This window comes from Pseudomonas sp. Marseille-Q0931 (genome assembly GCF_940789645.1).
Taxonomy (GTDB): domain Bacteria; phylum Pseudomonadota; class Gammaproteobacteria; order Pseudomonadales; family Pseudomonadaceae; genus Aquipseudomonas.
Window position 1 is genome coordinate 430,050 of record NZ_CALNWT010000002.1, and the last position, 11,824, is coordinate 441,873.

Below are 11,824 nucleotides of genomic sequence, written 5' to 3' on the forward strand. Positions count from 1 at the left end.
GTCTCATCGTCGCTGCACGTCTTCGCTCCGGCTCAGGCAATAGTGTTGGATCAGTTGGCGCAACAGCGCCACGGTAGGTTCGATGCGGGCCAGTTCCAGGTGTTCCCCTGGCTGGTGCGCGCAATCGATGTCGCCGGGGCCGAGCACCAGGGTCTCGCAGCCCAGCTGCTGAAGATAAGGCGCCTCGGTACCGAACGCCACCGCCTGCGCGCTGTGCCCGGTGAGGCGCTCGGCCAGACGCACCAGCTCGGCATCGGCGCGCTGTTCGAACGGCGGCACTTCCGGGAACAGCGGACCATAGTCGATGCGCACCTGATGCTTGAGCGCCAGCGGCTGCAGCTTGCCGCGAATGGCCTCACGCAGCTGCTCCGCGTCCATGCCCGGCAACGGCCGCAGGTCGAACTCCAGCGCACACTGACCGCAGATGCGATTGGGATTGTCGCCGCCGTGGATGCAGCCGAGGTTCAGCGTCGGCTGCGGCACGCTGAACTGGGGGTTGTTGAACTCGCGTTGCCATTGCGCGCGCAGGCCGCGCAGCTCGCCCATCACGTCCTGCATGGCCTCCAGCGCACTGTGGCCGAGCGCGGGATCAGAGGAGTGGCCGCTGCGCCCGAGGATATCGATGCGCTCCATCATTATGCCCTTGTGCAGGCGGATCGGCTTGAGGCCGGTGGGCTCGCCAATCACGGCCGCACGGCCCAGCGGCCGCCCGGCATCGGCCAGGGCCCGGGCGCCAGCCATGGAGCTTTCCTCGTCGCAGGTGGCGAGAATCAGCAAAGGTTGCTTGAAGGGCTGGTCGAGAAGCGGCCGCACGGCTTCGATGGCCAGGGCGAAGAAGCCCTTCATGTCGCAACTGCCGAGGCCCACCCAGCGGTCGCCCACTTCGCTCAGCTTGAGCGGGTCGGTCTGCCACAGGGCGGCGTCGAAGGGCACGGTATCGCTGTGTCCGGCCAGCACCAGGCCGCCAGGGCCGGAGCCATAGCTGGCGAGCAGGTTGAACTTGCCGGGGGCAATCTGCTGGGTTTCGCAGGTAAAACCCAGATCACCGAGCCAGGCGGCAAGCAGCTCGATGACCGGCGCATTGGTCTGGTCCCAGTTGGGCTGGGTACAGCTCACCGATGGCGCTGCGATCAGCGCGGCGAACTGCTCTCGGAAGGATGGCAGGGGCATCGGCGATCTCCTCGGACGGTGCCCCATCATAGGGGCATCGCCTTGTCGGTGAAACCGCCGGGATGGAATCAGACCCCGCCGAACAGCGCGCGCAGAATGAAGAAGAAGACGATCGACAGGATCGCGCCAGCTGGCAGGGTGATGATCCAGGACAGGAAGATCTTGCCGATCATGCCCAGGTTCAGCGCACCGATGCCGCGCGCCAGGCCGACACCGAGAATGGCGCCGACCAGGGTGTGGGTGGTGGATACCGGCAGGCCCAGGCCGGAGGCGCTGACCACGGTAGTGGCGGCAGCCAGTTCGGCGGCGAAGCCACGGCTGGGGGTCAGCTCGGTGATTTCCTTGCCGATGGTGGCGATGACCTTATAGCCGTAGGTGGCCAGACCGACCACGATGCCCAGCGCGCCCAGCAGCAGGATCCAGCCCGGTACCAGCGACTTCTGCCCAGCGGCAAGCTCGCCGCCACTCTGGATCACACCGACGATGGCGGCCAGCGGGCCGACCGCGTTGGCCACATCATTGGAGCCATGAGCGAAGGCCATGGAGCAGGCGGTGAAGATCATCAGGATGGCGAACACCTTCTCCACGCTGGAGAAGTGGAAAGCCTTGTCGGCTTCGGCATCGACGTGAATGCGGCTGAGCAGAGCGATACCAATCAGCATGACCAGCACACCGATGCCGATCGAGAGCAGGAAGCCCTCGGTGCTGGAGAGGTTCAGGCCGACATGCTTGAGGCCCTTGGTCATGGTCATCAGTGAAATCATGAAGCCGGTGATGAACATGTACAGCGGCACGTAGCGCTTGGCGTTCATGAACGGGTTGTCGGTATCGATGATCAGCTTCTGCACGCTGACGAACAGGCAGAAGGAGATGATCCCGGCCAGCATCGGCGTGACCACCCAGCTGGCGACGATGGGGCCGACACCGCCCCAGTGCACCGCGTCCATCGACACGCCGACCGCAGCGAAACCGATCACTGCGCCGACGATGGTGTGGGTGGTGGACACCGGCCAGCCACGCGTCGAGGCCACCAGAAGCCAGGTGCCGGCAGCCAGCAATGCCGACATCATGCCCAGCACCATCAGATTAGGGCTGATCAGATTGGCATCGACGATGCCGTTCTTGATGGTTTCGGTCACCTCGCCGCCGGCCAGATAGGCACCGGCGAATTCGAAGACCATGGCGATGATGATCGCCTGCTTGATGGTCAGTGCACGCGAGCCAACGGATGTGCCCATAGCATTGGCTACATCGTTGGCTCCAACACCCCAGGCCATGAAAAAACCGAAAAGGCAGGCAAGAACGAGCAGAACCAGCCCGTAGTCCGCAATCAGAGACATAAATTAGTTTCCGTAGATCCCAGAAAGGACACTGGCGCTTAGCGCGCCAGCAGTTGTTCCAGTCGGTTGCCCACTCGTTGGGCACGGTCGGCGACATCGCCGATCCAGTCGATGATCTGATAGAGGAACATCACATCGACCGGGGGAAGATCCTTCTCCAGCTTGAACAGGTGGCGACGGACCTCGATCTGCAGGCGATCGGTATCGTTCTCGATCGAACCGAGCTCCTCGATGAGGGTTTCCACCAGCTCGGCCTCACGACCGGCGAAACCGGTCTCGAGCAGCTCGTCCAGCTCGTTCATCGCCTTCAGCGCCTGGGCGCTGGCGTCCACGCTACGCTGCACGTAGGTCCGCATCAGCGGCTGCAGCGGCTGCGGAATGGCCATCTGCCGGCCGAGCATCAGGCCGGCGATGTCCTTGGCACGGTTGGCGACTTTGTCCTGTACACTGAGCAGCTCCAGCAGGTCCGAACGCGGCACCGGCAGGAACAGGCTCTTGGGCAGGTGCAGGCGCACGCTTTTCTTCAGCTTGTCAGCCTCGTGCTCCAGCCGGGACATCTCCTGTTGTACCTGTTCCACCTTGGCCCAATCCTCGGCCATTACGGCCTCGAAGAAAGGCATCAGGTTCGCCGCGCACTCGTGGGCCTTGGCGATATGCTGTTGCATGGGGCCGATAGGTGAACGGCCGAACAGGCTGACAAAGGGATTGATAGGCATAGGGTAAGCCCCCGTTTTGAGAAGGCCGCAAGTATAGGGACCGGTTTCGTCATTCGCCAGCACGCGTCATCGGTCTGTCACATTTTCATAAAAGGCGTTCTAGCTCTCCATCATGGCCAAAGAAACCGAAATCAAACTGCGCGTCAGCCGCGCCACCCTGGCAGCCCTGCGCGAGCACACGCTGTTGAAGAAGCGCAACAAGAGCGGTTGGCAGCGCGGCGAGCTGTTCAATCAGTACTACGACACCGCAGACCGCGAACTGGCCAATGCCAAGGTCGCCCTGCGTCTGCGCCGTGACGGCGAGCAGTTCATCCAGACGCTGAAAAGCCGCGGCCAGAGCGTCGCCGGCCTGTCCGAGCGCAACGAATGGGACTGGCACCTGAGCAAGGCCAAGCTGGACCTGAAAAAGCTCGACGACAGCTGCTGGCCGGCCAGCCTGGCCGATCTGGACAAGAAAACCCTGCAACCGCTGTTCACCACCGATTTCGTCCGCGAGAAGGCCGAAATCGCCTGGGGTCGCGGCAAGGCCAAGGTGGTCATCGAGGCCGCACTGGATCTGGGCAAGGTCGTTGCCGGCGAGGGTGAAGAAGAGATCTGCGAACTTGAGCTGGAGCTGCGCCAGGGCGAACCGGCGGCGCTGCTGGAGCTGGCCTGCGAGCTGGCGGCGGACCTGCCGCTGATGCCCTGCGACATCAGCAAGGCCGAGCGCGGCTATCGACTGTTCGATGCCGGCAGCTACAGCCTGAGCCTGCCCGCTCCTGCCCTGAATGGCGAAATGAGCCTGGACGACGCCTTCGCCGCGCTCGCCTGGCATCTGCTCGGCGCCAGCCAGCGCCTGGCCGAGCAGTATCGCTGGAACGGTCACTGGAGCCTGCTGCAGCAATGGCTGGAGCAACTGATCGACCTGCGCGCCCTCCTAGCCAGCCTCGGTCAGGCCGCGCCCCGCGCCAGCTCGCGTGAGCTGCGCGAAGCGCTCGACGCGCTGCTCGATGACTGGCGTCCGCGCCTGGCGGCTGGCCAGGACGACGACAGCATGCGGCGCAACGCTCCGGCGCTGTTTGCCGCCGAACTGGATGGCTGCCGCTGGGGCCTGCTGTCGCTAAAGCTGTCGCACTGGCTGCTGCTACGTAGCTGGGCAACAGAGCGCAACAACCGTGGCACCCGCCAGGGCAACGCCGCGCTTGGCAACTGGCTGCCGACCTTGCTGGGCGAAGAAGGCACTGCCCTGCAGCTACGCCGCTACCAGCAGCAGCCGGAAGACCTGGCTGAACAGATGCCGCGCCTGGAGCGCCTGCTGGTCTGGCTGCGCCTGGCGCGCGGCGTGCTGGAGGTGCCCGAGGTCGACCGTCTGTATGGCGAGCTGAACAAGCTGTATGACCTGGCGCAGCAGAAACTGGACGACGAGCAGCGTCAGTTGCGCGCGACCCAGGCGCAGATCGTGAGCAGCCTCAAGGCGTGGAAGGCGCTGGTGTAGGGGGCGACTGCACGCTGGATGCAGCAACAACTTCGCGGACAAGTCCGCTCCCACAAAGAGGCTTGAAGGCCCTTCCCGATCTGTGGGAGCGGACTTGTCCGCGAAGCATCTAAGGGATGGCAGACACCGCCCTACCCAGCGCAACAAAAAAAAGGGCCCTGCGGGGCCCGTTTTGGTTTCAGCCTGCAGCTCAGTGACTGCTGCTTTGACCGCTGGCCGGCTGCCAGGATGGATTGGTGGTCTCGTCCATCGCCTGCTGCATGGCTTTCTTGCGTTTTTCCTCGGCACGATGGGCGAAGAACCAGGCCAGGAAGGTGGCGAACGACACCGCCAGCAGGATCAGGCTGGCCACCGCGTTGATCTCCGGCTTAACCCCCAGGCGCACGGCGGAGAAGATCTCCATCGGCAGGGTGGTCGAGCCCGGACCGGATACGAAGCTGGCCAGAACCAGGTCGTCCAGCGACAGGGCGAAGGACATCATGGCGCCCGCTGCCAGCGACGGCGCGATCATCGGCACGGTGATCAGGAAGAACACCTTCCACGGCCGAGCACCCAGGTCCATGGCGGCCTCTTCGATGGACATGTCCAGTTCACGCAGGCGCGACGACACCACTACCGCCACGTAGGCCGAGCAGAAGGTGGTGTGGGCGATCCAGATGGTGGCCATGCCGCGCTGCATTGGCCAGCCGATCAGCTGCGCCATCAGCACGAACAACAGCAGCAGGGACAGGCCGGTGATCACTTCCGGCATCACCAGCGGTGCGGTGACCAGACCACCGAACAGCGTGCGCCCCTTGAAGTGGGTGATGCGGGTCAGCACGAAGGCCGCCAGGGTGCCCAGCGCCACCGCTGCAATCGCGGTATAGCAGGCGATTTCCAGCGAGCGCATCACCGCGTTCATCAGTTGGGAGTTGTCCAGCAGGCCGACGTACCACTTGACCGACCAGCCGCCCCAGACCGTTACCAGCCGCGAGGCGTTGAACGAGTAAATGACCAGGATGACCATGGGCAGGTAGATGAAGACCAAACCGACCCAGAGCATGAGGCTGGAGAAACTGAAACGCTTCATGGGCGGCCCTCCAGCTCTTTGGCTTGGTTACGGTTGAACAGGATGATCGGCACGATCAGGATCGCCAGCATCACCACCGCCAGAGCGGAGGCTACCGGCCAGTCGCGGTTGTTGAAGAACTCCTGCCACAGCACCTTGCCGATCATCAGGGTCTCCGGACCGCCGAGCAGTTCGGGGATGACGAACTCACCGACCACCGGGATGAACACCAGCATCGAGCCGGCAATGATGCCGTTCTTCGACAGCGGTACGGTGATCTTCCAGAAGTTGTTGAAGTTGCTCGAACCCAGGTCGGAGGCGGCCTCCAGCAGGCTGAGGTCGTGCTTCACCAGGTTGGCGTAGAGCGGCAGGATCATGAACGGCAGGTACGAATAGACCACGCCGATGTAGACCGCGGTGTTGGTATTGAGAATCTGCAGCGGCGAGTCGATCAGGCCGATGCCCATCAGCAGGCTGTTGAGCAGGCCGTTATTGCCGAGGATGCCCATCCAGGCGTAGACGCGAATCAGGATCGCAGTCCAGGTCGGCATCATGATCAGCAGCAGCAGCACGGTTTGCTGCGACTTCGGAGCCCTGGCAATGGCGTAGGCCATCGGGTAGCCGATCACCAAGCACAGCAGGGTACTGAAGAAAGCCACCTTCAACGACCCCAGGTAGGCGGCCAAGTACAGGGCATCCTCGGTGAGGAAGATGTAGTTGCCGAAGTTCAGCAACAGCGTCAGCTTGTTGTCCGCCCACTCGTAGATCTCCGTGTACGGCGGGATCGCCACGTCCGCCTCGGCGAAGCTGATCTTCAGCACGATGATGAACGGCAGCAGGAAGAACATGAACAGCCAGAGGAACGGAATGCCGATCACGGCATGCCGCCCACTGGGCAGATACCGCGCCAGTTTGCTCATTTTCATGATTGCAGTACCACGCCGCTGTCGTCTTCCCAGTACACCACCACCGGATCGTCCCAGGTCGGACGCTTGCCGCGGCGCTCGGCGTTGGCGATGAAGCACTGTACGACCTGCCCGGAGGTGAGCTTGACGTAGTAGACCGAATGACCGCCGAGGTAGGCGATGTCATGCACGTGGCCATGGCTCCAGTTGTATTGCGGGTGCTCGTGATCGTCCGGCAGCGCGGTGGCCATCAGCAACTTCTCGGGGCGCAGTGCGTAGCTGACTTTCTTGTCCTCGGCGCGGGTGCTGACGCCGTGACCGATGTAGATCGGCTTGTCCAGTTGCGGGCAATCTATGATCGCGTGGTCGACTTCGTCGGTCGTGATCTGCCCGTCGAACAGGTTGACGTTGCCGATGAATTCGCACACCAGGCGGCTGGTCGGCGTCTCGTAGATGTCCACCGGGCTGCCGGTCTGGGCGATCCAGCCCAGGTGCATGATGGCGATGCGCTGGGCCATGGTCATGGCCTCTTCCTGGTCATGGGTCACCATCACGCAGGTCACGCCGACGCGCTCGATGATTTCCACCAGTTCCAGCTGCATCTGCGAACGCAGTTTCTTGTCCAGCGCGCCCATCGGCTCGTCGAGCAGCAGCAGCTTGGGACGCTTGGCCAGGGAGCGGGCCAGGGCCACACGCTGGCGCTGGCCACCGGAGAGCTGGTGCGGCTTGCGCTTGGCATACTGGGTCATGTGCACCAGTTTGAGCATCTCGGCCACGCGCTCGTCGATCTCGGCCTTGGGCAGCTTGTCCTGCTGCAAACCGAAGGCGATGTTCTGCGCCACGGTCATGTGCGGGAACAGCGCGTAGGACTGGAACATCATGTTGATCGGCCGCTGGTACGGCGGCATGTCAGTGATGTCGACGCCATCGAGGATGATGCGCCCTTCGGTCGGCCGCTCGAAACCGGCGAGCATGCGCAGCAGCGTGGATTTACCGGAGCCCGAGCCACCGAGCAGGGCGAAGATTTCGCCCTTGTTGATGGTCAGCGATACATCGTCGACTGCTACGGTTTCGTCGAACTTCTTCGTCACCCGATCGATCTTGACCAGCACCTCTTTCGGTTTCTGGTCCCCTTCGAGGGCTTTTTTATAGGCGCTGGAGGCAACAGCCATTCGGAAACTCCCGGAAGATAGCGCCCGGCCATGCCGGCCGGGCTGAAACGGTTACTGACCCGACTTGATCTTGGTCCAGCTGCGGGTCATCAGACGCTGCGCCTTGGGCGGCAGTTCGGCCATCACGTACAACTTGTCCAGCACGGCCTGTGGTGGATACACCGACTCGTCCTGACGAATCTCCTGGTCCATGATTTCCCCCGCATTGATGTTGGGGTTGGCATAGCCGACATAGTCGCTGACGCCGGCGATCACCTTGGGATCGAGGAGGTAGTTGATGAAGGCATGGGCTTGCTCGAGGTTGCGGGCATCCTTGGGGATGGCCAGCATGTCGAACCACAGGTTGGCGCCTTCCTTGGGAATCGCATAGGCGATTTCGATGCCCTTTCCGGCCTCTTCGGCGCGGTCGGCCGCCTGCAGAACGTCCCCCGAATAACCGAACGCCACGCAGATGTTGCCGTTGGCCAGATCGGAGATGTATTTCGAAGAGTGGAAGTAGCTCACGTAGGGACGCACTTCCATCAACTTGGCTTCGGCCTTGGCGTAGTCATCGGCACTCTGGCTGTTCGGATCCAGGCCAAGGTAGTTGAGCACCGAGGGAATCATCTCGTCGGCCGAATCCATGAAGGACACGCCACAGCTGGCGAGCTTCTTCATGTTCTCCGGCTCGAACAATACGGCCCAGGAGTCGATCTTTTCGACACCCAGCGCCGCCTTGACCTTCTCGACGTTGTAGCCGATGCCGTTGGTGCCCCACAGATAGGGCACGGCGTACTGGTTGCCCGGATCGTTGGCTTCGAGCTGCTTGAGCAGCGCCGGATCGAGGTTGCTCCAGTTCGGCAGCTTGGTACGGTCCAGCGGCTGGAACGCGCCGGCCTTGATCTGCTTGCCGAGGAAATGATTGGACGGCACCACCACGTCATAACCGGTACGACCGGCGAGCAGCTTGCCTTCCAGCGTTTCATTGGAATCGAAGACGTCGTAGACCGGCTTGATGCCAGTGGCCTGTTCGAACTCGGCCAGCGTCTCTTCGCCGATGTAGTCGCTCCAGTTGTAGATATGCACCGTCTGCTGGGCCAGAGCGGCTCCACTCAGGCTAGCGGCTGCCAGGGCGATCAGAGTCTTGGGCAGGGTTACTCGCACAGTTTCATCCTCGCTTTGGTGCGCCGCTAAAAAAGCGCGGCACTTTATAGGAAAACGCGTCAGGAATCAGCGACCGCCGGAGTCGGATCAGGCCGCACCGCCACTTCCCAAGGCTCTCAGCCCAAACAGGCGCAAAACGATGGCCATCCCGGCCCTTTTATCGTGATCCTTTTAAGTGTTGCTGCGTGACCTGGCAGGCGTGCCCGCCAGGTCATGCACTGCTTCGATCAGCGACCGGATTTGATCTTGGTCCAGCTGCGGGTCATCGCACGTTGTGCCGGGGCCGGTAGGTCAGGGAAGGCGTACAGCTTGGCCATCACGTCCTCGCTCGGGTAGATGCCCGGGTCCTTGCGGATCGCCTCGTCGACCAGTTCGGTGGCCTTGGCGTTGCCGTTGGGGAACTGCACTTCGTTGGTGATCTGCGCCATCACTTCCGGCTTGAGCAGGTAGTTCAGGAAGGTGTAGGCCGCATCGACGTTCTCGGCATCCGCCGGAATGGCCAGCATGTCGAAGAAGGTGCCGGCACCTTCCTTCGGAATGTTGTAGGCCACCTCGACCTTGCCGCCGGCCTCTTCGGCACGGGACTTGGCCTGGTAAATGTCGCCCGAATAACCCACGGCCACGCAGAGGTTGCCGTTGGCCAGGTCGGAGATGTACTTGGAAGAGTGGAAGTAGGTCACCGAAGGACGGATCTTCATGAACAGATCCTCGGCTTCCTTGAGTTGCTTGGAGTCGGTGCTGGTCGGCTCATGGCCGAGGTACTGCAGAGCGATCGGCAGGATCTCGGTGGGCGAGTCGAGGAAGGACACACCGCAGGACTTCAGCTTCTCGATGTTTTCCGGCTTGAACAGCAGGTCCCAGGAGTCCACCGGGGCGTTTTCACCCAGCACGGCCTTGACCTTCTCCGGGTTGAAGCCGATGCCGATCGAACCCCACATGTAGGGGAAGGCGTACTGGTTGCCCGGGTCGCTGACTTCGACGGTCTTGAGCAGGTTCTTGTCCAGGTTGTCCCAGGTCAGCTTGGACTTGTCCAGCGGCTGGTAGACCTTGGCCTTGATGTGCTTGGCCAGGAAGTTGTTCGAGGGCACGACGATGTCGTAACCGGACTTGCCCGCGAAGAGCTTGGCTTCCAGCGTCTCGTTGCTGTCGAAGACGTCGTAGACCACCTTGATGCCGCTTTCCTTCTCGAAATTGGCAATGGTGTCTTCGGCGATGTAATCGCTCCAGTTGTAGACATGCAGTACCTTGCTATCAGCCTGCGCAGCGCCAGCCACGGCTGCGGTCAGGGACAACGCAAGAAGAGTCTTGCCGAAAATTTTCATGCGAACAGCTCCTGTTGTTTTGTCGTTTTGCGATCGAGCGCAAGTACTTCCGGTCTGGCCGGCCCGCGCACTCTGGCGCAGTCTGGCAAGGTCATCGCGGTGATACAACTTTCCCGTGGTAACCGACTGCACGCTGTGTATTCACAGCGACTCAGCTCGCCACCTGTTCCAGCGTCAGGTCCAGACACTTGCGTGCCTTTTCCACCAGTTCGTCGATCTCGGCAAAGCTGATCACCAGCGGCGGCGCGATGATCATGGTGTCGCCCACCGCGCGCATGATCAGGCCATTGTTGAAGCAGTGCCCACGGCAAACCATGCCCACGCCCACATCGCCAGAGAAGCGCTTACGCGTCGCCTTCTCCTGCACCAGTTCGATGGCGCCGAGCATGCCGACGCCGCGCACTTCGCCCACCAGCGGATGATCCGCCAGTTCACGCAGACGACGCTGCAAATACGGTGCCGTTTCCGCTTTCACGCGTTCAACGATGCCTTCTTCCTTGAGGATGCGCAGGTTCTCCAAGCCCACCGCCGCCGCTACCGGGTGACCGGAATAGGTGAAGCCGTGGTTGAAGTCGCCATGCGCCTCGATCACTTCGAACACCTTGTCGCTGACGATCAACCCGCCCATCGGCACGTAGCCCGAGGTCAAACCCTTGGCGATGGTCATCAGGTCAGGCTTGAGGTCGTAGTACTGGCTGCCGAACCACTCGCCGGTCCGGCCGAAACCGCAAATCACTTCATCGGCAACGAACAGGATGTCGTACTTGGCGAGGATTTCCTTGATCCGCGGCCAGTAGGTTTCCGGCGGGATGATCACCCCACCGGCACCCTGGATCGGCTCGGCGATAAAGGCGGCGACATTGTCCACGCCCAGCTCGAGAATCTTCTTCTCCAGCTGGTCGGCGGCCCAAATGCCGAATTCTTCCGGCGACTGGTCGCCGCCCTCGCCGAACCAGTACGGCTGCGGAATATGGGCGATGCCGGGGATCGGCAGATCACCCTGCTCGTGCATGAACTTCATGCCGCCGAGGCTGGCGCCGGCCACGGTGGAGCCGTGGTAACCGTTATCGCGACCAATAACGATTTTCTTGTTCGGCTGGCCTTTGCACGCCCAGTAGTGGCGTACCAGACGCAGCATGGTGTCGTTGCCTTCCGAGCCCGAGCCGGTGAAGAACACGTGGTTCATACCGGCCGGCGCCAGTTGCGAGATGGCATGGGCCAGCTCCAGCACCGGCGGGTGGGCGGTCTGGAAGAAGGTGTTGTAGAACGGCAACTGGCGCATCTGCGTAGCCGCAGCTTCGACCAGTTCCTCGCGGCCATAGCCCACGGCCACGCACCACAGACCGGCCATGCCATCGAGGATCTTGTTGCCCTCGCTGTCCCACAGGTGCACGCCCTTGGCCTCAGTGATGATGCGCGGGCCCTTTTCGGCCAACTGCTTGTAATCACTGAACGGCGCCAGGTGATGAGCCTGGCTCAGGGCCTGCCACTGGGCAGTCTTGGGATTGCTCGCTTGCTTGTTCATTACCACACC

Annotated in this window: 10 protein-coding genes; 1 reads left to right on the forward strand and 9 read right to left on the reverse strand. The window is 62.2% G+C overall.

The window, feature by feature from the left end; all coding sequences use genetic code 11:
• Positions 1-3: 3 nt before the first annotated feature.
• The 3 genes from argE to P3C50_RS08190 form a co-directional block, all read right to left on the reverse strand.
• Positions 4-1,170: an acetylornithine deacetylase gene (argE, locus tag P3C50_RS08180; RefSeq protein WP_275545620.1), complete on the reverse strand. Its 1,167-nt coding sequence runs from the start codon at positions 1,168-1,170 to the stop codon at positions 4-6.
• A gap of 68 nt (positions 1,171-1,238) precedes the next feature.
• Complete coding sequence (locus P3C50_RS08185) at positions 1,239-2,510, reverse strand: inorganic phosphate transporter (protein ID WP_275545621.1); 1,272 nt, start codon at positions 2,508-2,510, stop codon at positions 1,239-1,241.
• A 38-nt stretch (positions 2,511-2,548) separates the two neighbouring features.
• On the reverse strand, positions 2,549-3,226 hold the full coding sequence (locus P3C50_RS08190) for a TIGR00153 family protein (protein WP_197858109.1): 678 nt from the start codon (positions 3,224-3,226) through the stop codon (positions 2,549-2,551).
• A 112-nt stretch (positions 3,227-3,338) separates the two neighbouring features.
• Here P3C50_RS08190 and P3C50_RS08195 point away from each other — a divergent pair, with 112 nt between their 5' ends.
• Positions 3,339-4,700, forward strand: a complete 1,362-nt coding sequence (locus tag P3C50_RS08195) for an inorganic triphosphatase (protein WP_275545622.1) — start codon at positions 3,339-3,341, stop codon at positions 4,698-4,700.
• A 190-nt stretch (positions 4,701-4,890) separates the two neighbouring features.
• Here the strand turns inward: P3C50_RS08195 and P3C50_RS08200 are convergent, their stop codons facing one another.
• The 6 genes from P3C50_RS08200 to P3C50_RS08225 form a co-directional block, all read right to left on the reverse strand.
• Positions 4,891-5,769 carry an ABC transporter permease subunit gene (locus P3C50_RS08200; RefSeq protein WP_275545623.1) on the reverse strand — a complete coding sequence of 293 codons (879 nt, stop codon included), beginning with the start codon at positions 5,767-5,769 and terminating at the stop codon, positions 4,891-4,893.
• Positions 5,766-6,647, reverse strand: coding sequence for an ABC transporter permease subunit (locus P3C50_RS08205; protein WP_275545718.1), 882 nt, complete (start codon positions 6,645-6,647; stop codon positions 5,766-5,768). The genes P3C50_RS08200 and P3C50_RS08205 overlap by 4 nt, the downstream gene beginning before the upstream one ends.
• Before the next feature lie 23 nt (positions 6,648-6,670).
• The gene (gene potA / locus P3C50_RS08210; RefSeq protein WP_197858112.1) at positions 6,671-7,825 is read right to left on the reverse strand and encodes a polyamine ABC transporter ATP-binding protein; all 1,155 of its coding nucleotides are present in this window, start codon (positions 7,823-7,825) and stop codon (positions 6,671-6,673) included.
• 51 nt (positions 7,826-7,876) lie between these two features.
• Positions 7,877-8,968 carry a polyamine ABC transporter substrate-binding protein gene (locus P3C50_RS08215; protein WP_197858113.1) on the reverse strand — a complete coding sequence of 364 codons (1,092 nt, stop codon included), beginning with the start codon at positions 8,966-8,968 and terminating at the stop codon, positions 7,877-7,879.
• A gap of 227 nt (positions 8,969-9,195) precedes the next feature.
• A complete protein-coding gene (locus tag P3C50_RS08220; RefSeq protein WP_275545624.1) occupies positions 9,196-10,290 on the reverse strand; it encodes a polyamine ABC transporter substrate-binding protein in 1,095 nt (364 codons plus the stop codon).
• 151 nt (positions 10,291-10,441) lie between these two features.
• Positions 10,442-11,815 carry an aspartate aminotransferase family protein gene (locus tag P3C50_RS08225; protein WP_275545625.1) on the reverse strand — a complete coding sequence of 458 codons (1,374 nt, stop codon included), beginning with the start codon at positions 11,813-11,815 and terminating at the stop codon, positions 10,442-10,444.
• Positions 11,816-11,824: the final 9 nt, after the last annotated feature.

What these genes read in the sequence shown, in the direction of transcription:
- P3C50_RS08185 (WP_275545621.1), bottom strand. Translation starts at nt 2,510, where the DNA reads ATGTCTCTGATTGCGGACTACGGGCTGGTTCTGCTCGTTCTTGCCTGC.
- P3C50_RS08190 (WP_197858109.1), bottom strand. Translation starts at nt 3,226, where the DNA reads ATGCCTATCAATCCCTTTGTCAGCCTGTTCGGCCGTTCACCTATCGGC.
- P3C50_RS08225 (WP_275545625.1), bottom strand. Translation starts at nt 11,815, where the DNA reads ATGAACAAGCAAGCGAGCAATCCCAAGACTGCCCAGTGGCAGGCCCTG.
- potA (WP_197858112.1), bottom strand. Translation starts at nt 7,825, where the DNA reads ATGGCTGTTGCCTCCAGCGCCTATAAAAAAGCCCTCGAAGGGGACCAG.
- P3C50_RS08200 (WP_275545623.1), bottom strand. Translation starts at nt 5,769, where the DNA reads ATGAAGCGTTTCAGTTTCTCCAGCCTCATGCTCTGGGTCGGTTTGGTC.
- P3C50_RS08220 (WP_275545624.1), bottom strand. Translation starts at nt 10,290, where the DNA reads ATGAAAATTTTCGGCAAGACTCTTCTTGCGTTGTCCCTGACCGCAGCC.
- P3C50_RS08195 (WP_275545622.1), top strand. Translation starts at nt 3,339, where the DNA reads ATGGCCAAAGAAACCGAAATCAAACTGCGCGTCAGCCGCGCCACCCTG.
- argE (WP_275545620.1), bottom strand. Translation starts at nt 1,170, where the DNA reads ATGCCCCTGCCATCCTTCCGAGAGCAGTTCGCCGCGCTGATCGCAGCG.